This window comes from Tritonibacter multivorans (assembly GCF_001458415.1).
GTDB classification, from domain to species: Bacteria; Pseudomonadota; Alphaproteobacteria; order Rhodobacterales; family Rhodobacteraceae; genus Epibacterium; species Epibacterium multivorans.
This window is the reverse complement of sequence record NZ_CYSD01000037.1, coordinates 231,715-257,102: the sequence shown is the minus strand read 5'-3', so window position 1 is coordinate 257,102 and position 25,388 is coordinate 231,715. Positions and strand designations below refer to the sequence as shown.

Sequence of the window (25,388 nt, the reverse complement as noted above, 5' to 3'; positions counted from 1 at the left end):
GACCCGGTTTTTGTCAGAACTTACTGCGTTTCTTCCTGCAAATAGGAGATCAGGTTCTGAATATCTTCGTCCTTTTTCAGCCCGTTAAACGCCATGCGGTTTTTCGGTACGGTGCCTTTGGGATCTTTCAGGAAAGCCGCCATGGTGTCCGGCGTCCAGGTCAGATTGGCTGCCTGAAAGGCTTTGGAGTATTTGAACCCTTCGACAGATGCGGACTGTGCCCCCATGATCCCGTATAGGGTGGGACCTGCGCCGTTCTTGCCCGCATCGAGCTTGTGACAAGCACTGCATTTGCGGAAGACTTTCTTGCCCCTGGCGGCATCGCCTGCGGAGGCAACCGTCGTTGCGGTTGCCGTCGCGGCGCTGGGCGCAGCGGCCTGATCGCCAGTGGCGGTAAAGACCATGCGCGCGGTCACCGGCACAGTGCGGGTGATGCTGTCGAGTTTCGCGACCTCTTTCAGCTTGTCGACACCGGCGTTCAGGCCTGCGTCTTCGGCGTTCAGGAACAGCATGTCATTGGTCACCGCCAGAACTTGGGTTTCGGACAGGCGGGCAACAAAAACTTCGGTCTCCAGCGGGATGTCCTTGCCCAGCAGACTAAGGGTTGCCGCCAGATCGGTAAGCATTGTGCCGCCGACCGGCAAGGCGGCGACTTTGGCCATATCAACCTGACCGCTTAACGTGGCTGTGGGGGTGTTTTGAAAGACAAACTCCTGCATCCGTTCATTGCGGATGTCGATAAAGGTCTCGAGGCTGGGAAGGTTGATCGACACCGACAGCATGCCATCGCTGCTGAGGTTGCCGGAGAGGGAGGTAAAGCTGTTCACCTCGCCCACGCTGTTTTTCTTGATAGAGCCATAAGCGAGATGGGATGTCTCTCCATCCAGCGTCCAATCTGCGGCCTGCGCGGCCTGTGATAAGGCAAATACGGTGGCGACTGCGGTCATCCCGTGAAACAAACGGTTGAGCATATTGCTTCCTTCCTCCTACTGTCTACATTGGCGCGTGAATCGCGTGCACCCTGAACCATTGAAACACCGCTGGAGTGAAATTTATTCTTGGTTTTTTGAAAAAATCAGCTCTGGCAGAGATCCGCGCGGGTATTGGCCCGCTCTATCCGCGGCTCTGGCGGTTCTGTTTGGTGCAGACCGGACGACGTGACCGCGCGGATGATCTGGCGCAGGCCACATGTCTGCGGGCACTGGAAAAACACGAAAGTTATCAAGCGGGTACGCATCTGGATCGCTGGCTTTTCACCATGGCACACCGGCTGTGGCTGAACGAGCTGCGGGCCCAGGCGGTGCGGCAGGGCACGGGGCTTGTTCCGCTCGAGGAAACAGAATTACCTGACACCGGCGTGGATGCAGAAACGAATATTTTCCATCGTGAGGTGTTTGCTAAGATAGGGGCTCTTCCCGAAGGACAGCGCGTGGTGGTGCTGCTTGTCTATGTTGAAGGGCTCACCTATCGCGAAGCGGCTGACATGTTGGACATTCCCATTGGTACGGTAATGAGCCGACTGGCGGCCGCGAGAAAACGGATCGCAACAGAGTTGTCCGTAACGGAGACCGGAACATGACGCAGGCGCATGAGACATTTTCGGACGAAGATCTGACGGCTTTCCTGGATGGGGAAGCCGAAGGGGATCTGTCTGCGCGCATTGATGCGGCCCTGCTGTCTGATGCGCAACTGGTCGCGCGGCTCGAGAGGCTGGTGATTCCGGTAGATGATATTCGCGCAGCCTTTGCCGTGGAGGGTTTGGCGCCTCCGACCGCGCCAGACCTGCCTGCGCAAACTTGGATTCAGCCGATGGCTATGGCTGCGTCTGTTGTGCTGGCTTTGGGAATCGGTGCGCTGGGCGGCTATAGCTTCAAACCCGATACGCCTGCGCCTGTGGTGGCGCAGAAATCTGGCTGGATTGCTGCGGTGGCCTCGTATCAGGCGCTCTATGCGACAGAGACGCTGGCTGGGAAGTTCCAGGCACCGGAACAGACAGATGCCACCTTGGCCGGGTTTGAGGATCGCATTGGCGTTGATCTGGTTGCTGCGACCGATGTTCAGGGGCTCGATTTCAAACGGGCGCAGATCCTCAGCTACAATGGCAAGCCGCTGATGCAGATGGCTTATCTGGATGACGGCGGGGTTCCCTTTGCGCTTTGCGTGATTGGATCTGGGGCCGAGGCACGCGCGATGAAGGATCAGATCGCCGAAGGTCTGGCGGCCTCGTCCTGGATCGTCGACGGTGTCGGCTATTTGGTGATCGGTGGGGACGACCCGGCCCTGACGCGCGCCTATGCCGAAGCCTTTCGCGCCCAGTTGCAGCAAGGCTAAAGGTAGGTCGGCCAATGTCGGCTGCACGAAAGGCTTGCAAATTAGGGGGGCGAGGCGTATATCCCCTCTCAACAGCGGCGCGTCGGGCTTAAGGTTCGGGGCACCACCGGAATTATTCGACGGGCCGCGAGCCCGTTTTTTTGTGTTTGGAACTCTGATGACCAATGACCTGATCGCCAAAGCCGCAATCGACCAGCGCCTGGCCGAGATCATCACCCCGGTGATCGAGGATCTGGGCTATGAGTTGGTTCGGATCCGGCTGATGTCCGGCAAAACCACCACGCTGCAGATCATGGCAGACCGTCCCAATGGCGGTATTGAAGTCGATGACTGTGCAAAAATCTCCAATGAGGTGAGCGCGGTTCTCGACGTGGAAGACCCGATTCTTGACGCCTATGCGCTGGAAGTGTCCAGCCCCGGCATCGACCGTCCCCTGACGCGCCTCAAGGACTTCGACATGTTCGAAGGCTATGAAGCCAAGCTGGAGACAACCGAGCTGGTGGGAGGGCGCCGCCGTTTCAAAGGTGAACTGGCGGGCGTCGAAGAAGACGAAGTTCTGATCAATATTGAAGATCAGGGCGAAGAAGTGACCATCGGTCTGAAATTCGACTGGCTGAGCGATGCAAAGCTGGTGCTGACCGACGAGCTGATCAAAGAAATGCTCAACCAGCGCAAGGCGGCTGGCACGTTGAACGAAGACGCCTTTGACGAAATCGAGACCGAAGGGTCCGCCGAAGAGACCCCCGAAGGGGCCGAAGAGGAGAAGAAGTAATGGCGATTACCTCTGCAAACCAGCTGGAGCTGTTGCAAACCGCTGAAGCCGTGGCGCGTGAAAAGATGATCGACCCCGGTCTGGTGGTCGAAGCGATGGAAGAATCTCTGGCGCGTGCGGCGAAGTCCCGTTACGGCGCTGAGATGGACATCCGTGTCTCCATCGACCGCAAAACCGGCAAGGCGACCTTTACCCGCGTGCGTACCGTGGTCGAGGACGAAGAGCTGGAAAACTATCAGGCAGAGCTGACTGTCGCGCAGGCCAAACAGTACATGGAAAACCCGACCGTGGGTGACACCATTGTGGACGAAGTACCCCCTGTCGATATGGGCCGTATCGCCGCGCAATCCGCCAAGCAGGTGATCCTGCAAAAGGTGCGCGAAGCCGAGCGTGACCGCCAGTACAACGAGTTTAAAGACCGCAACGGCACCATTATCAACGGTGTCGTGAAGCGCGAAGAATACGGCAACGTCATCGTTGACGTCGGCTCCGGCGAAGCGATCCTGCGCCGCAACGAGAAAATCGGCCGCGAAAGCTACCGCCCGAACGACCGTATTCGCTGCTATATCAAAGACGTGCGCCGCGAACCCCGTGGTCCGCAGATCTTCCTGTCGCGTACCGCACCGGAATTCATGGCCGAGCTGTTCAAGATGGAAGTGCCGGAAATCTATGACGGTATTATCGAGATCAAAGCCGTGGCCCGTGACCCGGGTTCGCGCGCGAAGATCGCGGTTGTGTCCTTTGACAATTCCATCGACCCGGTTGGTGCCTGTGTTGGTATGCGCGGCTCTCGCGTGCAGGCCGTTGTGAACGAGTTGCAGGGCGAGAAGATCGACATTATCCCGTGGAACGAAGATCAGCCGACCTTCCTGGTGAACGCGCTGCAGCCTGCAGAAGTCTCCAAGGTTGTTCTGGACGACGAAGCGGGCAAAATCGAAGTTGTGGTTCCTGACGAGCAGCTGTCGCTGGCGATCGGTCGCCGGGGTCAGAACGTGCGTCTGGCATCCCAGCTGACCGCGCTCGACATCGACATCATGACCGAGGAAGAAGAAAGCGCCCGTCGCCAGAAAGAGTTTGAGGCTTGCACCAAACTGTTCATGGACACGCTGGATCTGGATGAATTCTTTGCCCAGCTTCTGGTCTCTGAAGGGTTCACCAACCTTGATGAGGTTGCCTATGTCGAACTGGACGAGCTGCTGGTCATTGACGGTGTTGACGAAGGCACCGCGCAGGAACTGCAGGCCCGTGCCCGTGACTACCTTGAAGCACAAGCCAAAGCTGCGCTGGATGCAGCCCGTGCGTTGGGTGCCGAAGACAGCCTCATTGACTTTGACGGTCTGACACCCCAGATGGTGGAAGCACTGGCCAAGGACGGCGTGAAAACGCTGGATGACTTCGCGACCTGCGCGGATTGGGAACTGGCTGGTGGCTGGACCACCCAAAACGGCGAACGCGTAAAGGATGACGGTATCCTGGAGCCTTTCGACGTGTCTCTGGAAGATGCTCAGACCATGGTTATGACCGCCCGCGTCCTGCTGGGTTGGGTCGACCCCGAAGAGCTGACAGCCAATGAAGAAGAAGACCTCGACGCAGTTGAGGGCGATGAAGAAGGCGAGGTCTGAGTTTCAGACCTCTCCTCTGCTGGAGTTAAGTGAATGGCACGCGGTGGCGCAGCTAAAGATCGGGCCGATGGCCCGGAACGGAAGTGTCTTGCGACAGGCGAGACCCAGCCCAAAGCCGGGCTGATCCGTTTTGTATTGGGCCCGGACGCGCAGGTGTTTCCTGACGTCATGGGTAAGCTGCCGGGGCGTGGTGTCTATGTCACCTCCACCCGCGAGGCGCTTGAGATGGCCGTGAAGAAGAAACTCTTCGCGCGCGGCTTCAAGGCGCAGGTCGTGGTCCCGGATGGGCTGGTGGAAGAGGTCGAACGCCAGGTGCTGAAGCGCGTGGTGGATCTGATCTCTCTGGCCCGGAAGTCCGGCGACGCGGTCGCGGGCTACGAGAAAGTGAAAGACTGGCTGATCAAGGAAGAAGCCCGTGTTTTGATTCAGGCCACAGATGGCTCTGGTCGCGGGAAGTCGAAATTGAGCACGCCCCACCGAGGAAAATACATCGGCTGGCTGACAGCAGATGAGCTTGGGCAGGCATTTGGGCGGGAAACTGTCATACATGCCGCGCTCTCCTCTGGTGGACTCAGCCAACGTGTTGTAGAGGAAGCCCAGCGATTGCAGGGTTTGCGGGAAATGGGCGGCAACGGCCGCACGGAAGGATAAGTAGCTTTATGAGCGATAGTGACGGCAAAAAGACACTGGGTGTCCGCGGTGGCGGCGCCCGGTCTGGGAACGTAAAACAGAGCTTCAGCCACGGACGCACCAAAAGCGTCGCGGTTGAGCACAAGCGCAAGCGTGTCGTTTCCAAACCGAGCACAGCCAAGGGCGGTGCTGGTTCTGCCGCTGGCGGGGACGCGTCCCGGCGCCCGGCAGGCATTTCGGATGCGGAACTCGCACGCCGCATGAAGGCGCTGCAGGCTGCAAAGGCCCGCGAGGCCGAAGAAGCTGCACAGCGCGAAGCTGAAGAAAAAGCCCGCGCCGCCGAGCGTGAGCGCCGCCGTGCCGAAGCCGAAGCCAAGGAACGTGAACAGCGTGAAGCTGAAGAACGTGCCCGTGCCAAGGCCGCAGAGGAAGAGCGCAAGCGCAAGGAAGCCGAAGAGGCAGCCAAACGTGCTGCGGCTGAAAAAGCTGCAGCTGCGAAGTCCGAGAAGACCGCCAGCGCACCCAGCGCTGCTGCCCCGTCTTCGCGTCCCACGCCAAGCAAAACCGGCGCTGCAACCCCGCGCAAAACCGACCGCGACCGCGAAGAGCGTGGCCGTGGTGGCAAAGGCCGCGACGAAGGCCGCCGCTCTGGCAAGCTGACACTGGGTCAGGCGACCGGTGGCGAAGGTGGTCGTCAGCGCTCTGTTGCGTCCATGCGCCGCAAGCAGGAACGCGCCCGCCAAAAGGCAATGGGCACCGTTGAGCGTGAAAAGGTTATCCGTGACGTTCAGCTGCCCGAGGCCATCCTGGTCTCTGAGCTGGCGAACCGTATGGCGGAACGTGTGGCTGATGTTGTGAAATCTCTCATGCAAATGGGCATGATGGTGACACAGAACCAGACCATCGACGCGGACACCGCGGAACTGATCATCGAAGAGTTCGGCCACAAGGTCACCCGTGTTTCCGACTCCGACGTTGAAGACGTCATTCAGGACGTCGAAGACAAGGATGAAGACCTGAAGCCGCGCGCACCTGTGATCACCATCATGGGCCACGTTGACCACGGTAAGACCTCGATCCTCGACGCGATCCGTAATGCGCGGGTTGTGGCAGGCGAAGCCGGCGGCATCACCCAGCACATCGGTGCGTATCAGGTGAAAACCGAAAGCGGCGCGCTGCTGTCGTTCCTTGATACGCCGGGCCACGCGGCCTTTACCTCCATGCGCTCCCGTGGTGCACAGGTCACGGACATCGTGGTTCTGGTTGTGGCGGCGGATGACTCGGTCATGCCGCAGACCGTTGAAGCGATTAACCACGCAAAAGCGGCCGGAGTGCCGATGATCGTGGCGATCAACAAATGCGACAAGCCCGCCGCAGACCCGAACAAGGTCCGTGCAGAACTGCTGCAGCACGAAGTGATCGTGGAAGCCATGTCTGGTGAAGTGCAGGACGTCGAAGTTTCCGCGCACACCGGTCAGGGTCTGGATGAACTGCTGGAAGCCATCGCGCTGCAGGCGGAAATTCTGGAACTGAAAGCCAACCCGTCCCGCGCCGCACAAGGTGCTGTGATCGAGGCTCAGCTTGACGTGGGTCGTGGTCCGGTTGCGACCGTTCTGGTTCAGAACGGCACGCTGCGCCAAGGCGACATCTTCGTTGTGGGTGAGCAGTACGGTAAGGTCCGTGCGCTGATCAATGACAAGGGCGAACGCGTCAAAGAAGCTGGTCCTTCTGTTCCGGTTGAGGTTCTGGGTCTGAACGGCACGCCCGAAGCAGGCGACGTTCTGAACGTGACCGAGACCGAAGCCCAGGCACGTGAGATTGCGGAATACCGTGAGAACGCGGCCAAGGACAAACGGGCCGCAGCGGGTGCCGCGACCACGCTGGAACAGCTGATGCAGAAGGCAAAAGAAGACGAAAACGTCTCCGAACTGCCGATCCTGGTCAAAGCGGACGTGCAGGGTTCTGCCGAAGCGATCGTTCAGGCGATGGAAAAAATCGGCAACAACGAAGTGCGCGTGCGCGTTCTGCACTCTGGCGTTGGTGCGATCACCGAGACTGACATTGGTCTGGCTGAAGCCTCCGGTGCACCGGTCATGGGCTTTAACGTCCGTGCCAACACTTCGGCGCGTAACACCGCCAACCAAAAGGGCGTGGAGATCCGGTACTACTCGGTGATCTATGACCTCGTGGATGACGTGAAGGCGGCTGCTTCCGGTCTGCTCTCTGCGGAAATCAAAGAGAACTTCATCGGTTACGCGAACATCAAGGACGTCTTCAAAGTGTCCAACGTCGGCAAGGTTGCGGGCTGTCTGGTCACCGAAGGTGTGGCGCGTCGTTCCGCAGGTGTCCGCCTGCTGCGCGACAACGTGGTGATCCACGAAGGCACGCTGAAGACCCTGAAGCGCTTCAAAGACGAAGTGGCCGAGGTTCAGTCTGGTCAGGAATGCGGTATGGCGTTCGAGAACTACGACGATATCCGCGCAGGCGACGTGATCGAGATTTTCGAGCGCGAGGAAGTCAAGCGTACGCTGGACTAATCGCTGTGACGATACATCAGAAAACCCCGGCTTTTGGCCGGGGTTTTTTTGTTTTTGGGCAGATGATTTTCGACAACAGCAAAAACCAAAAAAGGAGGCAATCAGATGATTGCCTCCCTTCAGTACCCGTTCGTGAGTGAGTGGGCATATCCGCGCTGAGATTGAAAAAATTCTCAGGCGGGGGTAATTCCACAGTCTTAGTCTGTCCCTCAATGACCAAGGCCAATCCGTGGCCTGACGACATTTCTGGCTGGCGATCCCAGCTCGTCTGTCGCTTGGATCAAGTTTTCGCCAATAGGGTTAACAAAAGGTTCCTAGAAATTTTCAAACCGGTCAACAGACAGGATGCAAACCGGCAAAAACGCGCAAAAAACAGCCACCCGCGTTAAATACGAGTGGCTGCGCATTTTTTTGATTGATGGCGTGCCTTCGATTTTACAACCAGTCGCGCAAAATCGGGATCAGTGGAATATCCGCTGGCGGCATTGGGTAATCGCGCAAATCCTGCGGTTTGACCCATTTCAAAACCTGCCCTTCCCGCGCTTGGGGAATGCCTTCCCATTTCCGGCAGGCAAAAAGTGGCATGAGCAAATGGAAATCATCATAGGCATGGCTGGCAAAGGTCAGCGGCGCAAGACAGCTTTCCCATGTATTGATGCCAAGCTCTTCTTCCAGTTCGCGGATCAGTGCAACTTCGGGGGTTTCGCCGGGTTCGACTTTGCCACCTGGGAATTCCCACAGACCGGCCATGGATTTGCCCTCGGGGCGTTGTGCCAGCAAAATGCGGCCATCAGCATCAATCAGCGCCACGGCTGAAACCAGAACCATTTTCATGAGCGATAATCCGCGTTGATGGTGATGTATTGATGGGTCAGGTCACAGGTCCAAACGGTAGAGGCCCCGTCGCCAAGGCCAAGGTCCACCTTGAGGGTGATGTCCTGTTTCTTCATTTCCGCGGCGCCGTCTTCTTCTTTGTAGGTCGGGGCAACCCAACCTTTTTCTGCAACCAGCACATCGCCGAAGGAAATCGACAGAAGATCGCGGTCGGCTGCAGCGCCGGATTTGCCAATCGCCATTACCACGCGGCCCCAGTTGGGATCTTCGCCCGCAATTGCGGTTTTCACCAATGGAGAGTTGGCGATGGCCATTCCGTGCACTTTGGCGTCGGCGTTGGACGCGGCGCCGGTGATTTGGATTTCTACGAATTTCGTGGCACCTTCGCCGTCGCGCACCACCTGATGTGACAGTTGGCGCATCACATACCACAATGCGCGCTGGAAGCTTTCGTTGTCGGTGGCGTCAACACCTGCCGCACCCGTGGCCGCCACCATCAGACTATCCGAGGTCGAGGTGTCGCTGTCCACGGTGATGCAGTTGAAGGTCTGCTCGTTCAACCCGGACAACAGCGCCTGCAGCGCGTCCTGTTCGTAATGCGCATCGGTGAAGATATAGACCAGCATGGTGGCCATATCAGGCGCAATCATGCCCGACCCTTTGGCAATCCCCGCAATAGAGACTGTTTTACCGCCGATTTCCACGGTGGCTTCCGCGCCTTTCGCGAAAGTGTCGGTGGTCATGATTGCCTCGGCTGCGGCCTCGATCGCGTCAGGTGCCAGCGTGCCGTTCAGCTCCTCGATCTTTGCGGTAATGCGCTCGTGGGGCAGGGGTTCACCAATCACGCCAGTGGACGCGGTGAAAACACGTTCCTGCGGCAGCCCGGTCACATACGCGACAGTGCGGGTGATTTCGGACACCGAGGTTTGACCATAGTGGCCAGTAAAGGCGTTGGAGTTACCAGAGTTCACCAGAATGGCCGCTCCCGGTTCGGGGTCGCCGCCAAGCTTGGCCTGACAATCCAGAACCGGCGCAGATCGGGTGGCAGAGCGCGTGAATACACCAGCGATGGATGTGCCAGGGTCCATCACCGCGAGCATGACGTCTGTTCTGTTTTGGTATTTCACACCAGCGGCTGCGGTGGCAAAGCGCACGCCGCCGATCTGGGGCAGATCTGGGAATTGCGCGGGCGCAAGCGGGGAAACGGGCAAAGTAGCCATGGTTAGGGTCTCTTTTTGGGCGCTTTTGGAAGGCTTAGTCGCGGACCAAGCTGCCGTCGCGCAGGACGGCGGGGTCAAAATCTTCGATCTCGGGGCGCTGAATGTCGGCGTCGGCGGTCAGCTGGTTCACGCGATCTTCGACGGCCTGAATGGCCAGTTCCTGCGCGATCTGCTCTTTGACCTCATCAAACTCCGGGGCAGAGATCTTGCGGCGATCGTTGAGGCGGATCACGTGCCAGCCGAACTGGGTTTCAACGGGTTTGGAAATGTCGCCGGGCTGCATTTCCACAACGGCTGCCTCAAATTCAGGGACCATGCGACCTGTGCCAAACCAACCCAGTTGTCCGCCATTGGGGCCGGACGGGCCGGTGGAGTATTCTTTGGCAAGCGTTGCGAAATCGAGACCGGTTTCAGCCTCTGCCTTGATTTCATTGGCGCGTTCTTCAGTTTCAACCAAGATGTGCGATGCGTTGAACTCATCGCCGCCATCGCCGGTGGAATAGCGCGCTTCATAGGCCTCGCGCACCAGCGATTCTTCGCGACCGGTTTCCATGATGCCTTCGATGACGGTTGCCGCCAGCAAGCCGCGGGACTCATTGTCCAGACGCAGTTTGACTTGGGTCGGAACTTCGCCGTGCAGCTGCTGTTTCAGCACCGTTTGCTGGATCATCTGGTCCAGAAGCGCGTTGAACAGAACGTCGTCGGGCAATTCCTTGTACTGATCCGGCAGGCTCATGCGGGCCACGATCATGTGACCGATGGTGATCTCTTCGCCATTGATCTTGGCCACGACAGTGTTGGCATGGTGGTCAGCGTTTGCGCCGGTGGCGAATGCCAGCCCGAATGCAAATGCGGCGGCTGGCAAAAAAGTGAGACCTTTCAGCATGGAATGCTTCCTATATAGCGGCCACGACGGGGCGCGGCGTTGACACTGATTTTCCTGCCGCTTACATCCCTAGAGGCCTTTGGCAGGTCCGTCTTTCCCACCTTGTTTATGGGTTGCGATCACGGCGGGCAAGCCTGCCGATTACAAAGGCAGTGAACAGGACTTTTGGAGCGCACATGCTTGGTATTGGAACTCTCGCCAAAAAGATCTTCGGGACCCCGAATGACCGCAAGATCAAGGCGACGCGGCCGCTGATTGCAAAAATCAATGCACTGGAGCCGGAGTTCGAAGCGCTCAGCGATCAGGGTCTGAAGGACAAGACCGAGGAACTGCGCCAGCGTGCCATCGGCGGTGAAAGCCTCGATGACCTGCTGCCCGAAGCTTTTGCCAATGTGCGCGAAGCGGCGAAACGTGCGCTGGGTCTGCGCGCCTTTGACACCCAGCTGATGGGCGGCACCTTCCTGCATCAGGGCAATATCTCGGAAATGAAGACCGGTGAGGGCAAAACCCTTGTGGCAACCTTCCCGGCTTATCTGAACGCACTGACCGGCAAAGGCGTGCATGTTGTAACCGTCAACGAATACCTCGCCAAACGCGACAGCGAATGGATGAGCAAGGTGTTCGACGCACTGGGCATGACCACCGGCGTCATTTGGTCCGGCCAGCCTGACGACGAAAAGATGGCGGCCTATAACAGTGACGTCACCTATGCGACCAACAATGAGTTGGGGTTCGATTATCTGCGCGACAATATGAAACCCTCGCTGGATCAGGTGTTCCAGAAGCAGCACAACTTTGCCATCGTCGATGAGGTGGACTCGATCCTGATCGATGAGGCGCGCACACCGCTGATTATCTCGGGCCCGGCCGAAGACCGTTCCCAGCTGTACGAGGCGATCGACAAGCTGATCCCGTCGCTGACCGAAGAACACTACGAACTGGACGAGAAAACCCGTGGCGTGACCTTCACCGAGGAAGGCAATGAATTCCTCGAGCAGCAGTTGAAGGCGGCAGGCCTGCTGGGCGAAGACGCGAGCCTTTACGATCCCGAAAGCACCACCGTTGTCCACCACGTGAACCAAGCCCTGCGTGCGCATACGCTGTTCCAGCGTGATAAGGACTATATTGTTCGCGATGGCAATGTGGTTCTGATTGACGAATTCACGGGTCGTATGATGGCCGGTCGTCGTCTGTCCGAGGGCCTGCATCAGGCGCTTGAGGCTAAGGAAGAAGTCGCAATCCAGCCGGAAAACACCACGCTGGCCTCCGTGACCTTCCAGAACTACTTCCGCCTGTACGACAAACTGTCGGGTATGACCGGCACCGCAATGACCGAGGCCGAGGAATTCGCTGAGATCTACAGCCTTGGGGTGGTCGAAGTGCCGACCAACAAGCCGATCGCCCGTAAGGACGAGGACGACCAGGTCTTCCGGACTGCGGCAGAAAAATACAACGCGATGATCCTCGAGGCCAAAGAGGCGCACGCCAAAGGGCAGCCCGTTCTGCTGGGCACCACCTCGATCGAGAAGTCCGAACTGCTGAGCGCGCTGCTGCAAAAAGAGGGCATCCCCCATAATGTTCTGAACGCGCGTCACCACGAGCAGGAAGCGAAGATTGTTGCCGATGCGGGCCGTCTGGGGGCCGTGACCATCGCGACCAATATGGCGGGCCGGGGCACCGACATTCAGCTGGGCGGCAACGTCGAGATGAAAGTGATGGAAGCGCTGGAAGCCAACCCGGATGCGGACCCGGCAGAGCTGCGCACCTCGGAAGAGGCCAAGCACGCCGAAGAAAAGACCAAGGTACTGGAAGCCGGTGGCCTGTGCGTTCTGGCGTCTGAACGTCACGAAAGCCGCCGCATCGACAACCAGCTGCGCGGTCGTTCCGGCCGTCAGGGGGATCCGGGCCTGACCCGTTTCTACCTCAGCCTCGAAGATGACCTGATGCGCATCTTTGGCTCTGAACGTCTGGATCGTATCCTGTCGTCGTTGGGCATGCAGGAAGGCGAGGCGATCATTCACCCCTGGGTGAACAAATCGCTGGAGCGTGCGCAGGCGAAAGTCGAAGGTCGCAACTTTGACATGCGTAAAAACGTTCTGAAATTTGACGACGTGATGAACGACCAGCGTAAGGTCATCTTTGGCCAGCGCCGCGAGATCATGGCGGCTGAAGACAGTGCCGAGATCGTTGCTGACATGCGCCACGAGGTCATTGATGACCTGCTCGACGCCTATATGCCGCCCAACACCTATGCCGAGCAGTGGGACACTGCGGGTCTGAAAGACGCCGTCGTGGACCAGCTGAATCTTGATGTGCCCGTTGATGAATGGGCCGCGGAAGAAGGCGTCGATGATGAACAGGTCCGTGATCGCTTGATCGAGGCCAGCGATAAACTGATGGCTGAAAAGGTCGAAGCCTTTGGCGACGAGGGCATGCGCAACATCGAAAAGCAGGTTCTGCTGCAGGCAATCGACGCCAAATGGCGCGAGCATTTGCTGACGCTTGAACATCTGCGGTCTGTTGTTGGCTTCCGTGGCTACGCGCAGCGTGACCCGCTGAACGAATACAAAAACGAAAGCTTCCAGCTGTTTGAAACCATGCTCGACGGTCTGCGTGAAGACGTGACCAAACAGCTGTCGCGCGTGCGTCCGATGTCGGAAGAAGAGCAGCGCCAGATGATCATGGAGATGGCCGCCCGTCAGGCGCAGGCCATGGGCGCCGCTGCCTCGGTAGAGCCCGAGGAACTGCCGGAAGAGCCGCTTGAAGGTTTTGACGAAAACGATCCCTCAACCTGGGGCAACCCGTCGCGCAACGACAAATGCCCCTGCGGCTCTGGCAAGAAGTTCAAACATTGCCACGGGCGACTGACCTAAGCTGAATTCAGACGCGTCCCGCTCTGCGGGGCGCGTTTTTCTTTGACGCATGGTTGGGGGCGCCGCCAGATTCTCTCCCGCAGGAGGCCACAAAGCGGCCTCTTTTTTGCGCAACCTTTCTTTAACACTTCGTGTTTGGGAGAGGTTCCATGTTGTCCAGATCCACTGCTTTGACCATTGCCGCCACCAGCGTTGCCGTGCTGGGGATAGGCTTGTTTATGCAGAAGAGCGGACCTGACACTCCGCCTGTGGCGGGCGCCGAAAGCGCTGCGATACTGGATGTCTCTCCGCTGAAGCTCGAAAACATTACGTACACCTCCCTGTCGCATGCGGTCCTCGAAGAGGCCGAGGTCCCGGTTTGCGCGACCTCCATGACTGCGGTGCCGCAAGCAGGTGCCATGGTCCAGCTTTCGCTGTCCGCGCCGTGCGATGCTAATGGAAACGTCACCTTTCACCATGCAGGCATGATGTTTGCGCAGCGTCTGGATGATCATGGCCAATTGGAATTGGCTGTTCCGGCAATGACAAAGACCGCAGTCTTTCTGGCCGAGCTGGCAAGTGGCGAGACGCTGATGGCCAGCGCCGAAGTGTCAGATATGGCGGATTATGAACGGATTGCGGTGCAGGCCGAAGACCACGGTGTTGGGCTGCATGCCTTTGAATATGGGGCGGAGTTTGGTGGCGCAGGCCACATCTGGTCGCAAGCTGAGGACGGTGCAGGGCAATTCCTGAAGCTGGGCGACGCATCCCTGCCGTCGGCGCAGTTTCTGCAGATCTACAGCCATGCGGTGCCCAAACTGCGCGCGGAAGGCGAGATTGCCCTGTCTCTGGAGGCAGAGGTTCGTTCGACGACCTGCAACCGCCCGCTTAACGTGCAAATCCTGTCCGCGCGCGGTGGTGGGCTGCGCGCCCGCGAGCTTTCGCTTGAGATGCCCGCATGCGATGCAGTTGGTGACTTTCTGGTGTTGAATAATCCGGTGGAAAGCCTGAAACTCTCCCGAAACTGATACGGGCGTTTTCGGGATTTCTCATGCTACATTTCCGTGCAGCTCTTTGTGCTGCACTTTTATTCCTGTCGACCGGCTTTGGAGCCATTGCGCAGGATGTCACTTTATCTTCGCGCGATGGCAGTATTGAAATCACCGGCACGCTTTTGGGCTTTGACGGCGAGTTTTACCGTGTGGACACACAGTTCGGCGAATTGACCGTCGATGGCTCAGGCGTGCAGTGCGAAGGCCCCGGTTGTCCCAGCCTGTCCGGTTTCGTCGCCGAGGTGGTGTTTTCCGGCTCGTCTTCGATGGCAGAGGTTCTGGTGCCCGCCTTGATCGAAGGCTTTGCGCTGCGCAATGGCTATCAAACGCAGCGACGCGATTTCGACGGAAACAGCTTTGAATACGGACTTTTGGACGGCGCGGATCGGCTGGTCGCGCGGTTTGTTTTTCTGGTGAATAACACGGACGAAGGCTTTGCGGATCTGCTCGCGGATGAAGCCGATATTGTCATGGCGCTTCGCGAGATTCGCGCTGCCGAACGGACCCGCGCCGCAGAGGCCGGCATGGGCGACCTGACAGCGGCAAATCGCGGCCGCGTGCTGGCGCTGGACGCTATGGTGCCGATTGTGTCGCCGCAAAACCCGGTGACACGGATTTCTGTCCCGGAACTGGCCCGCGTTTTGTCAGGCGACATTACCAATTGGCAGCAATTGGGCGGACCTGACGCGCCAATAACGGTTGATATGCTCAGCCCCGGGTCGGGGCTTGCGCAAGCCGCTGAAGACAAACTGCTTCGCCCGCTAGGGCAGGGGGTGACTCAGGGCGCGCGTCGCCACTCCCGGGGGAGCAATCTCGTGCGGACCGTTGCCACAGACCCGTTTGCCATCGGCTTGGCGAGCTTTTCAGAAACGGGCACGGCGCGGGTTCTGACACTGACCGGACCCTGTGGGTTTTCGCTCAGCGCCAATCGCCGTTCGATCAAAACCGAAGATTACCCGCTGACAGCGCCGATGTTTCTGTATCTGCCCGCGCGCAGGCTGCCAAAAGTGGCGCGCGAATTTCTGACCTATGCGCGTGGTCCGGCTGCGCAGATCGTGATCCGTCGCGCCGGGTTCGTGGACCAATCGCCCGAGCATGTGCCGGTCGCCTTGCAAGGCGAGCGGCTCGCCAATGCGCTGATGGCCGCGGGGAAAGAGACCTCTTTGGCAGAGCTGCAGCGTCTGATCAAAGTGATGGACGGCAAAAAACGAATGACGACCTCGTTCCGGTTCGAGGTTGGCTCCTCGCGGCTTGATGCGCAGTCGCGCGGGAACGTGGAGCTTTTGGCCCGTGACCTGGAGGCCGGGATTTATGATGCCCGGCGGCTGGTCTTTGCGGGTTTTTCGGATGGTGATGGCCCGGCGGGTCCGAACCGCGAGATTGCTCTGAAACGGGCGCAAGCCGTTCGGGACGCGGTGGCGCAGGCGGCAGAGACGGCAAACCTTGAACGTGTGCGTCTTGACGTCGAAGCCTTTGGCGAAGCGCTGCCCATGGCCTGCGATGACAGCGCCTGGGGGCGGCAGGTCAATCGCCGCGTCGAGGTGTGGCTGGAATAACAAAAAGCCCGGACGCAGCGATGTGTCCGGGCTCTTTTTTGCTGTCCGAGGTGATGCCTTAGCGCAGGCGGGCCTCCGTTGCGGCATCGAAGAAGAAGGCGTCTTCGTCGTTGAATTCCAGCGTCACTTTGGAACCTTCCGCGATCTCTTCATCGCCGCGGGTTTCAACGATGATCTTTGCGCCATCGGCGCAGATCAGGTGGTCATAGGCCACCGCACCCAGACGTTCGCGCAGATCGAGGGTGGCCGCGCCTTCATCTGCCTTGACCAGAATGTTCTGCGGGCGCAGGCCAACAATGACCTTGCTGCCTTCGCCGGGCAGGGCCACGGATGTTGTGATCTCGCGACCGCCAAAGGCTGGCACGGTGACCTTGCCGCCCACCACTTCGCCTTCGACGAAGTTCATGCTGGGCGAGCCAATGAAGCCCGCGACAAATTTGTTGTCGGGATCATTATACAGTTCCATCGGCGCACCAACCTGTTCGACGCGACCGGCGCGCAGAACCACGATTTTGTCCGCCAGCGTCATGGCTTCGACCTGATCGTGGGTGACATAGATCATGGTGGCGCCGATTTCCTTGTGCAGGCGCGCGATCTCGACCCGCATGTCAACGCGCAGTTCCGCGTCGAGGTTGGAGAGCGGTTCGTCAAACAGGAACACTTCGGGGCCGCGCACAATCGCACGGCCAATGGCGACACGCTGACGCTGGCCACCGGACAGCGCCTTGGGCTTGCGCTTCAGGTAATCGTCCAGCTTCAGAACGCGCGAGGCTTCGGCGACTTTTTCTTTGATCTCGGCCTTGGGGTGGCCGTTCATTTTCAGACCAAAGCCCATGTTGTCTTCGACCGTCATATGCGGATAGAGCGCATAGGACTGGAACACCATTGCCACGCCACGCTCGGCGGCCTCAACATTGGTCACATCGCGCGATCCAATGTGGATCTCGCCTGCGGTGGTTTCTTCAAGGCCTGCAATCATCCGCAGCAGGGTGGATTTACCGCAGCCCGACGGGCCCACAAAGACGCAGAATTCGCCGTCCTTGATGTCGAGATCCACGTCAAAGATGGTCTGGATGTCGCCGTATTTTTTCACGGCTTTGTTCAGCGTGACACCGGTCATGTCAGGTCGTCCTTCTTGTGGCCCGCCGTCTTGGGCAGGCTGGTTACTCTTGTCAGCTTGGGAACTGCCAATTTTCGGCAGCCTTCGCGATGTCATTGGCGGTTTGCAGGAGAATCGATCGGAACGCCGTCAGGCCTTCCAGTGATTGGCGCTGCATGGATGAGGTGATCGAGAGCGCCCCGATCACGCGGCCCGTCTCCGATAGGATCGGGGCGGAAATGCAGATAATGCCGGGTTCGTGTTCTTCGCGGTCATAGGCCACACCTTCGGTGCGGATTTCGTCCAGTTCGGCGCGGAACGCGTCTTCCGTGGCAAGCGTGTGCGGCGTGTGGGCAAAGAACGCCTGACGGTGAATGGCATCTTCGCGGGCTTCATCCCCCAGATGCGCGATCATCGCCTTGCCGACGCCTGTGCAGTAGCCGGGGCCGATTTTACCGGCTTGGCTGAACATCTCGATCGGCTGGGTCGCATTTCGTTTATCGACATATAGAACCTGCCCGCGATCCAGCTGAGCGAGGTGGATTGTCTCGCCCACGGCAGAGGACAGCTTGTCGATGAAAGGGCGGGCGACCGGGGCCAGAGAGCTTTGTCGCCAGGCCGCATGGGCAAGGCGCACCAGACGCAATCCGGGTGCGTAGGTCTGCTTTTCTACGTCAAAGCTCAGCATTCCCTGATTCGTCAGGGTTTGCACCAAACGATACAGTGTTGCCTTGGGATGTTCGGATGCAGCAAGCAGTTCGCCAAAGCGAACCGGACGGCCAAATTCGGCCACCTGATCCAAAATTTCCAATGCTTTGCCAACAGTTCCATCGGCGCTGCGCTGCGGCATTTTTTGCGCTGTCATGCAAGTCCTCCCTGCCTCTGTCGTGTCGAAAAACGAAGAGACTGTTGACATTCATAGCGGTTGCAGTTCATGGTTTCAATAGTTGGAAACTGGTTCCACTAAATGAAACCAAGATAACCAGCATCTTAAATGGGAGGAAACCATGAATTTGCTGAAGGGAACGGCCGCAGGCCTCGCTATGGCCGCAGGCCTCTGTGCCTCTGCACAGGCATCCGATCTGAGCGGTACGCTCAAGATCTTTTCGGACATGTCCAACCCGGCACCGCGTGCGGTAATGGAAAAGATGGCGTCCGATTTTGATGCGCTGCACCCCGACCTGACCGTCGAGCTGACCATCATCGACCGCGAAGCGTATAAAACCCAGATCCGCAACTTCCTGACCGCAAACGCGCCGGATGTTGCCAACTGGTACGCAGCGAACCGTATGCGTCCCTATGTGAACGCAGACCTGTTCGAAGACATCTCTGACCTGTGGGCCGAGCCTGCGCTTGCCGACAATCTGGCCTCCACCAAAGGTGCGATGACCATCGACGGCAAGCAGTACGGCGTGCCGTACACCTACTATCAGTGGGGCGTCTACTACCGCGAAGACATCTACAAAGAGCTGGGTCTCGAAGAGCCGAAAGACTGGGCGACCTTCAAAGACAACTGCCAGAAGATCCTCGACTCCGGTCGCAAGTGTTTCACCATTGGGTCCAAGTTCCTGTGGACCGCCGGTGGCTGGTTCGACTACCTGAACATGCGCACCAACGGCTATGACTTCCACATGGCGCTGACCAATGGCGAAGTGGCCTGGACCGACGACCGCGTAAAAGCAACCTTTGCAAACTGGCGCGAGCTGGTCGACATGGGCGCCTTCATCGACAACCACCAGTCCTACAGCTGGCAGGAAGCGCTGCCGTTCATGGTCAACGGTGAAGCAACCGCTTATCTGATGGGCAACTTCGCCGTGGCACCGCTGCGCGAAGCGGGTCTCGACACCGACAAGCTGGACTTCTACCAGTTCCCGGCGATCACCGACGGTGTTGAGCTGGCCGAAGACGCACCGACCGACACCTTCCACATCCCGGCAGGTGCTTCCAACAAAGAAGCCGCGCGTGAATTCCTGCGCTATGTGGTTTCCGCGGACGTTCAGACTGAGATCAACTCCGGTTCTGCACTGGGTCAGCTGCCCGTCAACGCACAGTCTTCTGTGGATGATGACGAGATGCTGAACCAGGGCTTCGAGATGCTGTCCTCCAACGCGCCGGGCGGTATTGCGCAGTTCTTTGACCGCGACGCACCGGCGGAAATGGCATCGGTTGCTATGGAAGGCTTCCAGGAGTTCATGGTGTTCCCGGACAATCTGGATGACATCCTGAACCGTCTCGAGAAGACTCGCAGCCGCGTTTACAAATAAACCTCTCCGGCCGGGCGGAGCTTGCTTCGCCCGCGCCACACTGCGGTCTGGCCCCAGTGGCCTCCCAAGACCCGCTCCTCACCAGACCGTATTTCAACCAAGCCACGCCCGCTTTTGCACCTGATTTCGATTTGGTTGCAGGGCGGGCCTGATGTTCCGGGAGTTTCCCTTGACCGACGCGACCATATCCCATTCGCATGGCGCACCCGGCTGGATCCGGCGCAACCGACAGGCGCTTGCGCCTGCGATGTTCCTTCTGCCAGGCGTGCTTTTCTTTGCTTTCTACGTGATCTTTCCGATCCTGCAGAGCTTCAACCTCTCTTTCTACGCATGGGACGGCCTAGGCGAACCCACATATGTGGGCGTTGAGAACTATGTCGAGCTGCTGGACGACCGCGCGTTTGAGGTGTCTCTCTGGAACAACTTCAAATGGCTGGCGCTCTATCTGCTGGCGATCCCGGCGGGTCTGGGCATTGCCCTGTTCTTGAACCAGAATGTCGTGGGCATCCGCCTGTATAAATCGCTGTTCTTCTTCCCCTTCGTGATCTCTCAGGTTGTTGTCGGCCTGGTGTTCACCTGGTTCTATGATCCGACCTTTGGTCTGCTCAATCAGATGCTGGGCTTCTTTGGCTTTGACCCGGTAAACGTGCTGGGTGACCCGAAACTGGTGACCTATGGCATTATCGCCGCAGGCCTCTGGCCGCAGACGGCGTATTGTATGATCCTCTATCTCACCGGTCTGAATGCTGTGGACCCCGAACAGGTCGAAGCAGCGCGTCTCGATGGCGCAAAGGGCTGGCGCATGCTGTGGCATGTGATTGTTCCGCAGCTGCGTCCCGCGACCTTTATCGCTTTCGTTGTGACCATCATCGGCGCGCTGCGTTCGTTCGACCTGATCTCCATCATGACCAACGGTGGCCCCTTCGGTCAGTCCCGCGTGCTGTCGTTCTATATGTTCGAAAAAGCCCTGTCGGAATATGGCTTCCGCATGGGCTATGGCGCTGCGATTGCCGTGGTTCTGTTCCTCATCATGCTGTGCTTCATCGCCTACTTCCTGTGGTCGATGTACCAAGAAGAAAAAGGAGCACGCTGAGATGTTCCCCCGTCCTATCCAACAAGCCTCGACTGCGTGGCAAACCACCTATCAGGCGCTGGTGCCGCTGGCGCTGATCATGTGGCTTCTGCCACTGATCGCTGTGGCGGTCTTTTCGGTCAAACCTGACGTTGATTTCACCACCGGTAACTATTGGGGCATGCCGTCCTCGTTCCAGGGGTTTGAAAACTACGGCAAGGTGTTCTTTGCCTCCGACATGCCGCGCTACCTGTGGAACTCCGTGATGATCACGGTGCCAACAGTGATTGGTGCGGTGGCGTTGTCCTGCATGACCGGCTTTGCGCTGGGGGTGTACAAGTTCCGCGGCAATCTGCTGCTGTTCTTCATGTTTGTGGCGGGCAACTTCGTTCCGTTCCAGATCCTGATGGTTCCGGTGCGTGACCTGACGCTGGACATGGGACTCTATAACACCAAGCTGGGCCTGGTGCTGTTCCACGTGGCCTTCCAGACCGGCTTCTGCACGCTGTTCATGCGCAATTTCATCCGCGCGCTGCCGTTTGAACTGATCGAGGCCGCACGGGTCGAGGGCGTGGCCGAATGGCGGATCTTCTGGTTTGTGGTTCTCCCGCTGATGAAGCCCGCGATTGCGGCGCTGTCTGTGCTGATCTTTACTTTCATCTGGAATGACTACTTCTGGGCTGTTGTTCTGACCCAGGGTGCAGAAAGCCAGCCGGTCACAGCGGGGATTACCTCGTTTAACGCGCAATACCGCGCCGCCTATCATCTGATGAGCGCCGGTTCGATTGTGGCAGCCCTGCCGCCGGTGGCAATGTTCTTCCTGATGCAGCGCCACTTTATTGCGGGCCTGACACTGGGCGCGGTGAAATGATCCAGACTTGGGTTCTGCAAGACAACGGGCAGACGCTCCTCCTCGCATCACATGGCGGGGCGCTGCCCGAGGTCGCCTATTGGGGACCGCGCCTGCCTGACGGCACAGACCCTGCGGTGATCGTTGCAGCGGGTGCGCCCGACGTGACGGGTGGCATGTTGGACGAGAACCCAAACCTGTCCATTTGTCCGGAAGCGTCCAGCACCTTCCCCGGTCAGCCAGGACTGCATGTTGCTGAGGCTGACGGCGCCCCCTTGCTGCCGCGCTTTGTCTTTGTTGCCGCTGAAGGCGATGAACAGGCTCTGACACTGCGCTACTGTGACCAGGATCTCGGCCTCACTTATGAGGCCGATTTCGCCCTTGATCCGCAGACCTCGGTTGTTTCCGCCCAATCACGGCTGCGTGCGGATCGTCCGCGGCGTCTGAGCTGGCTTTCGGCCCCGGTCTTCCCGGCACCGCAGTCCGGCGATGAGATGATTGACTTCTCTGGCCGCTGGATTGGCGAGTTTCGCAGTGAGCGCACCCCGTGGACGCCGGGCATCCGCCTGCGTGAAAACCGCACCGGGCGCACGGGACATGAACACTTCCCCGGCCTGATCCTGCCCGCACGCGGCACGACAAACACTCGGGGCGAAGCAGTGGCCTTCCACTACGGTTGGTCCGGTGGGCACCGTATGGTGGCAGAAGAGCTCTCGGATGGTCGCCGTCAGGTGCAGTTTGGCCATGCCTCTGGCACCGAGGTTGAACCTGCGACAGCGTTTGAGACCGCGACGCTTTATGCCGTGCGCTCTGATATTGGCCTGAATGGCTGCGCCGTGGCGTTCCAACGTCACCTGCGCGATCGTGTGGTGACCTGGCCTGACGCCAATCGCCCGCGTCCCGTGCACTACAACTGCTGGGAAGCGATCTATTTCGATCATGATCTGGACGCGTTGAAATCCATTGCCAACCGCGCTGCGGAACTGGGCGCGGAACGGTTTGTTCTGGATGACGGCTGGTTCGGCAAACGCGACGATGACACCTCGTCTTTGGGGGATTGGGACATTGATCCGCGCAAATACCCCGACGGGCTCACCCCGCTGATTTCCCATATTCAGAGCCTGAATATGACCTTCGGCATCTGGTTTGAACCGGAGATGGTGAACCCGGATAGCGATCTGTATCGCGCACACCCCAATTGGGCGCTTGGCGCGCCCGATCAGGTGCTGGGGCGCAATCAGATGGTGCTGGATCTGTCCCGCGCGGAGGTGCGTGACTATCTGTTTGAAAAGATCGATGCGGTGCTCGGCGCCTATGACATCGATTATGTCAAATGGGACCACAATCGCGTGCTGCCGACGCCGGACGCCGCGCAAGCGCGTGGGTACTACGATTTGATTGCCCGGCTGCGTACGGCGCATCCCGGTGTGGAATTTGAAAGCTGCGCTTCTGGCGGCGGCCGCATCGACTTTGGCGCCATGGCGCATTGCCAGCGGGTGTGGCTGTCGGACAGCAATGACGCGATGGAGCGGCTGCGCATTCAGCATGACTCCGCCCTGTTCCTGCCCATGGCAGTGACCGGCAGCCATGTTGGCCCGCGCCATTGCCACACATCGGGTCGCCATCTGGACATGGAAACCCGCGCCTGGGTCGCCGCGCAGCGTCACATGGGGTTCGAAATGGACCCGCGCGAGCTGGATGAGGCGGAAACTGCGACCCTGCGCCGGATCACCAGCTGGTGGAAGGAAAACCGCAGCTGGATGGCGCGTGGTGATATCCTGCGACTGGACGCCGACGACCTGGCGGTGACGGGTGAAATGCAGATCTCGGAAGAGGGCGACCGTTTCGTTGTCTTTGCCGGGCTGACGCAATCCACCCGCTCGGTCCTGCCGCGGCCCTTGCGCCTGACAGGGCTTGACGCGGCGTCGACATATCGGTTGACCCCCCTCAGCCAAAGCCCGGTTCTCGATTGGCAGAGCCGTGGCGCGCCGCTTCTTTCTACCGGGGAAGCCGCGCTTTCTGGACAATATTTGATGCATCAGGGCGTGACCCTGCCATGGGGCTACCCCCAGACCCTATGGGTGTTTGAAGGACAAAGAACATGACCAAAGAAAGACGCAATCGCGGCTGGTATGGCATGCTGGACAAGGACGGCTTTATCCGCCGGTCCTGGATGAAGAACCAAGGTTTCCCGGACCATGCTTTTGACGGTCGCCCCGTTATTGGCATCTGCAACACCTGGTCGGAACTGACGCCCTGCAACTCTGGCCTGCGCGAACTGGCCGAGGGCGTGAAGCGTGGCGTTTGGGAGGCCGGCGGTTTCCCGGTGGAATTCCCGGTGATGTCTCTGGGGGAAACCCAGATGAAGCCGACCGCGATGCTGTTTCGCAACCTGCTGGCAATGGACGTGGAAGAATCGATCCGCGCTTATGGCATGGATGGCGTTGTGCTGCTGGGCGGTTGCGACAAGACCACACCGGGTCAGCTGATGGGCGCGGCCTCGGTCGATTTGCCTTCTATCGTTGTCTCTGCCGGTCCGATGCTGAATGGCAAGTGGAAGGGCCGCGATCTGGGCTCTGGCACCGATGTGCGCAAGTTTGCGATGGACGTCAAAGCGGGCGACATGACGCTCAAGGACTTCATGGCGACCGAATCCGGCATGTCCCGGTCCAAGGGCGTCTGCATGACCATGGGCACCGCGTCCACGACGTCCTCCCTGTCTGAGGCCATGGGCCTGTGCCTGCCGATGAACGGCTCCCTGCCGGCGGTGGACGCCCGCCGCATGGCGCTGGCGCATATGACCGGCAAACGCATCGTGGAGATGGTCGAAGAAGACCTGAAGTTGTCCGACGTGCTGACCAAAGAAAGCTTCCAGAACGCCATCGTCGCCAATGCGGCGCTGGGGGGGTCGACCAATGCGGTTGTGCACCTATTGGCGCTGGCGGGTCGTGTGGGCATTGACCTGACGCTTGAAGATTTCGAGATCGGTGGAGAGATCCCGCTTCTGGTCAACTGCATGCCCTCGGGTAAATACCTGATGGAAGACTTCTGCTATGCCGGCGGTGTTCCGGTGGTGCTGAAAGAAGTTGCCCACAAACTGCGCCCGGCACAGACTGTGATGGGCAAGGATATCTCGCACTACTACGAAGAGGCCGAGTGTTATAACCGCGACGTCATCTTTGCCTATGACGAACCGCGCAAACCGGCGGCTGGTCTGCGCGTTCTGCGCGGCAACCTCGCCCCGCGCGGTGCGATTGTGAAACCCTCGGCGGCCTCGGATCATCTGCTGGAGCACGAAGGCGAAGCCTATGTGTTCGAGACCATCGAAGAGCTGAAGGCCAATATCGACCGCGACGATCTGCCGGTGGATGAAAACTCTATCCTCGTTCTGAAAAACTGTGGCCCCAAAGGCTATCCGGGCATGCCCGAAGTGGGCGATATGCCGGTACCGGCCAAGCTGGTCAAACAAGGCGTGCGCGACATTGTGCGCGTGTCAGACGCGCGCATGTCCGGCACCGCCTTTGGCACGGTGATCCTGCATGTGGCCCCCGAAGCCACCGCCGGCGGCCCCATCGCATTGGTCAAAACCGGCGACCGCATCAAGGTTTCCGCCTCCACTGGCGTGCTGGAACTGCTGGTCTCGGAAGAAGAGCTGGAGGCCCGCCGCGCCGAATGGGTCCAACCCGAACCTCATTATACCCGTGGATACGCCAAAATGTACGTCGATCACGTGCTGCAGGCGGACCAAGGGGCTGACCTTGATTTCCTGGTGGGCAAAGACACCCGCCCTGTGACACGGGAGAGCCACTAA

At 59.1% G+C, this 25,388-nt stretch carries 20 protein-coding genes; 14 read left to right on the top strand and 6 right to left on the bottom strand.

Annotated elements, in window-relative coordinates; translation table 11 throughout:
• Nucleotides 1-20: 20 nt before the first annotated feature.
• Entirely contained in the window at nt 21-971 is a 951-nt protein-coding gene (locus tag TRM7557_RS12255) for a c-type cytochrome (RefSeq protein WP_082626603.1), read from the bottom strand.
• Between the two features lie 74 nt (nt 972-1,045).
• Between TRM7557_RS12255 and TRM7557_RS12250 the strand changes: the two genes are divergently transcribed.
• From TRM7557_RS12250 to infB, 6 genes are all read left to right on the top strand, one after another.
• Entirely contained in the window at nt 1,046-1,579 is a 534-nt protein-coding gene (locus TRM7557_RS12250; protein WP_235811469.1) for an RNA polymerase sigma factor, read from the top strand.
• Nucleotides 1,576-2,331, top strand: coding sequence for an anti-sigma factor family protein (locus tag TRM7557_RS12245; protein ID WP_058290494.1), 756 nt, complete (start codon nt 1,576-1,578; stop codon nt 2,329-2,331). Before TRM7557_RS12250 ends, TRM7557_RS12245 begins: the two co-directional genes overlap by 4 nt.
• Nucleotides 2,332-2,488: 157 nt before the next feature.
• The gene (gene rimP / locus TRM7557_RS12240; protein ID WP_058290493.1) at nt 2,489-3,103 is read left to right on the top strand and encodes a ribosome maturation factor RimP; all 615 of its coding nucleotides are present in this window, start codon (nt 2,489-2,491) and stop codon (nt 3,101-3,103) included.
• Nucleotides 3,103-4,725, top strand: a complete 1,623-nt coding sequence (nusA, locus tag TRM7557_RS12235; RefSeq protein WP_058290492.1) for a transcription termination factor NusA — start codon at nt 3,103-3,105, stop codon at nt 4,723-4,725. Before rimP ends, nusA begins: the two co-directional genes overlap by 1 nt.
• Nucleotides 4,726-4,758: 33 nt before the next feature.
• The gene (locus tag TRM7557_RS12230) at nt 4,759-5,376 is read left to right on the top strand and encodes an RNA-binding protein (RefSeq protein WP_058290491.1); all 618 of its coding nucleotides are present in this window, start codon (nt 4,759-4,761) and stop codon (nt 5,374-5,376) included.
• 8 nt (nt 5,377-5,384) lie between these two features.
• Nucleotides 5,385-7,892, top strand: coding sequence for a translation initiation factor IF-2 (gene infB / locus TRM7557_RS12225; RefSeq protein ID WP_058290490.1), 2,508 nt, complete (start codon nt 5,385-5,387; stop codon nt 7,890-7,892).
• 435 nt (nt 7,893-8,327) lie between these two features.
• On the opposite strand, the gene mutT is transcribed toward infB, so the two are convergent.
• Genes mutT through TRM7557_RS12210 form a run of 3 tightly spaced genes read right to left on the bottom strand, consistent with a single transcriptional unit; the run spans nt 8,328 to nt 10,832 of the window.
• On the bottom strand, nt 8,328-8,726 hold the full coding sequence (mutT, locus tag TRM7557_RS12220; RefSeq protein ID WP_058290489.1) for an 8-oxo-dGTP diphosphatase MutT: 399 nt from the start codon (nt 8,724-8,726) through the stop codon (nt 8,328-8,330).
• Nucleotides 8,723-9,946 carry a bifunctional glutamate N-acetyltransferase/amino-acid acetyltransferase ArgJ gene (argJ, locus tag TRM7557_RS12215; protein ID WP_058290488.1) on the bottom strand — a complete coding sequence of 408 codons (1,224 nt, stop codon included), beginning with the start codon at nt 9,944-9,946 and terminating at the stop codon, nt 8,723-8,725. The genes mutT and argJ overlap by 4 nt, the downstream gene beginning before the upstream one ends.
• A 34-nt stretch (nt 9,947-9,980) precedes the next feature.
• Complete coding sequence (locus tag TRM7557_RS12210) at nt 9,981-10,832, bottom strand: peptidylprolyl isomerase (protein ID WP_058290487.1); 852 nt, start codon at nt 10,830-10,832, stop codon at nt 9,981-9,983.
• A 176-nt stretch (nt 10,833-11,008) separates the two neighbouring features.
• Between TRM7557_RS12210 and secA the strand changes: the two genes are divergently transcribed.
• The 3 genes from secA to TRM7557_RS12195 all read left to right on the top strand — a co-directional run bounded on the left by secA (nt 11,009) and on the right by TRM7557_RS12195 (nt 16,292).
• Nucleotides 11,009-13,705: a preprotein translocase subunit SecA gene (gene secA / locus TRM7557_RS12205; RefSeq protein WP_058290486.1), complete on the top strand. Its 2,697-nt coding sequence runs from the start codon at nt 11,009-11,011 to the stop codon at nt 13,703-13,705.
• 149 nt (nt 13,706-13,854) lie between these two features.
• Nucleotides 13,855-14,712, top strand: coding sequence for a hypothetical protein (locus tag TRM7557_RS12200; RefSeq protein WP_074941780.1), 858 nt, complete (start codon nt 13,855-13,857; stop codon nt 14,710-14,712).
• A 23-nt stretch (nt 14,713-14,735) separates the two neighbouring features.
• The gene (locus TRM7557_RS12195; RefSeq protein ID WP_058290484.1) at nt 14,736-16,292 is read left to right on the top strand and encodes a phosphate ABC transporter substrate-binding/OmpA family protein; all 1,557 of its coding nucleotides are present in this window, start codon (nt 14,736-14,738) and stop codon (nt 16,290-16,292) included.
• 58 nt (nt 16,293-16,350) lie between these two features.
• Here TRM7557_RS12195 and TRM7557_RS12190 read toward each other — a convergent pair whose 3' ends face one another.
• On the bottom strand, nt 16,351-17,412 hold the full coding sequence (locus TRM7557_RS12190) for an ABC transporter ATP-binding protein (RefSeq protein WP_058290483.1): 1,062 nt from the start codon (nt 17,410-17,412) through the stop codon (nt 16,351-16,353).
• A 52-nt stretch (nt 17,413-17,464) separates the two neighbouring features.
• A complete protein-coding gene (locus TRM7557_RS12185; RefSeq protein WP_058290482.1) occupies nt 17,465-18,256 on the bottom strand; it encodes an IclR family transcriptional regulator in 792 nt (263 codons plus the stop codon).
• Nucleotides 18,257-18,398: 142 nt separating this feature from the next.
• Between TRM7557_RS12185 and TRM7557_RS12180 the strand changes: the two genes are divergently transcribed.
• The 5 genes from TRM7557_RS12180 to TRM7557_RS12160 all read left to right on the top strand — a co-directional run bounded on the left by TRM7557_RS12180 (nt 18,399) and on the right by TRM7557_RS12160 (nt 25,388).
• The gene (locus tag TRM7557_RS12180; RefSeq protein WP_058290481.1) at nt 18,399-19,655 is read left to right on the top strand and encodes an ABC transporter substrate-binding protein; all 1,257 of its coding nucleotides are present in this window, start codon (nt 18,399-18,401) and stop codon (nt 19,653-19,655) included.
• Between the two features lie 169 nt (nt 19,656-19,824).
• Complete coding sequence (locus TRM7557_RS12175; RefSeq protein ID WP_235811468.1) at nt 19,825-20,748, top strand: carbohydrate ABC transporter permease; 924 nt, start codon at nt 19,825-19,827, stop codon at nt 20,746-20,748.
• A gap of 1 nt (nt 20,749) precedes the next feature.
• A complete protein-coding gene (locus TRM7557_RS12170; protein WP_058290479.1) occupies nt 20,750-21,598 on the top strand; it encodes a carbohydrate ABC transporter permease in 849 nt (282 codons plus the stop codon).
• The gene (locus tag TRM7557_RS12165) at nt 21,595-23,682 is read left to right on the top strand and encodes an alpha-galactosidase (RefSeq protein WP_058290478.1); all 2,088 of its coding nucleotides are present in this window, start codon (nt 21,595-21,597) and stop codon (nt 23,680-23,682) included. Before TRM7557_RS12170 ends, TRM7557_RS12165 begins: the two co-directional genes overlap by 4 nt.
• Complete coding sequence (locus TRM7557_RS12160) at nt 23,679-25,388, top strand: IlvD/Edd family dehydratase (RefSeq protein ID WP_058290477.1); 1,710 nt, start codon at nt 23,679-23,681, stop codon at nt 25,386-25,388. Before TRM7557_RS12165 ends, TRM7557_RS12160 begins: the two co-directional genes overlap by 4 nt.

Coding starts and splice junctions, on each gene's coding strand:
- TRM7557_RS12255 (WP_082626603.1), bottom strand. CDS start 971: ATGCTCAACCGTTTGTTTCACGGGATGACCGCAGTCGCCACCGTATTT.
- TRM7557_RS12245 (WP_058290494.1), top strand. CDS start 1,576: ATGACGCAGGCGCATGAGACATTTTCGGACGAAGATCTGACGGCTTTC.
- rimP (WP_058290493.1), top strand. CDS start 2,489: ATGACCAATGACCTGATCGCCAAAGCCGCAATCGACCAGCGCCTGGCC.
- nusA (WP_058290492.1), top strand. CDS start 3,103: ATGGCGATTACCTCTGCAAACCAGCTGGAGCTGTTGCAAACCGCTGAA.
- TRM7557_RS12230 (WP_058290491.1), top strand. CDS start 4,759: ATGGCACGCGGTGGCGCAGCTAAAGATCGGGCCGATGGCCCGGAACGG.
- infB (WP_058290490.1), top strand. CDS start 5,385: ATGAGCGATAGTGACGGCAAAAAGACACTGGGTGTCCGCGGTGGCGGC.
- mutT (WP_058290489.1), bottom strand. CDS start 8,726: ATGAAAATGGTTCTGGTTTCAGCCGTGGCGCTGATTGATGCTGATGGC.
- argJ (WP_058290488.1), bottom strand. CDS start 9,946: ATGGCTACTTTGCCCGTTTCCCCGCTTGCGCCCGCGCAATTCCCAGAT.
- TRM7557_RS12210 (WP_058290487.1), bottom strand. CDS start 10,832: ATGCTGAAAGGTCTCACTTTTTTGCCAGCCGCCGCATTTGCATTCGGG.
- secA (WP_058290486.1), top strand. CDS start 11,009: ATGCTTGGTATTGGAACTCTCGCCAAAAAGATCTTCGGGACCCCGAAT.
- TRM7557_RS12200 (WP_074941780.1), top strand. CDS start 13,855: ATGTTGTCCAGATCCACTGCTTTGACCATTGCCGCCACCAGCGTTGCC.
- TRM7557_RS12195 (WP_058290484.1), top strand. CDS start 14,736: ATGCTACATTTCCGTGCAGCTCTTTGTGCTGCACTTTTATTCCTGTCG.
- TRM7557_RS12190 (WP_058290483.1), bottom strand. CDS start 17,412: ATGACCGGTGTCACGCTGAACAAAGCCGTGAAAAAATACGGCGACATC.
- TRM7557_RS12185 (WP_058290482.1), bottom strand. CDS start 18,256: ATGACAGCGCAAAAAATGCCGCAGCGCAGCGCCGATGGAACTGTTGGC.
- TRM7557_RS12180 (WP_058290481.1), top strand. CDS start 18,399: ATGAATTTGCTGAAGGGAACGGCCGCAGGCCTCGCTATGGCCGCAGGC.
- TRM7557_RS12170 (WP_058290479.1), top strand. CDS start 20,750: ATGTTCCCCCGTCCTATCCAACAAGCCTCGACTGCGTGGCAAACCACC.
- TRM7557_RS12165 (WP_058290478.1), top strand. CDS start 21,595: ATGATCCAGACTTGGGTTCTGCAAGACAACGGGCAGACGCTCCTCCTC.
- TRM7557_RS12160 (WP_058290477.1), top strand. CDS start 23,679: ATGACCAAAGAAAGACGCAATCGCGGCTGGTATGGCATGCTGGACAAG.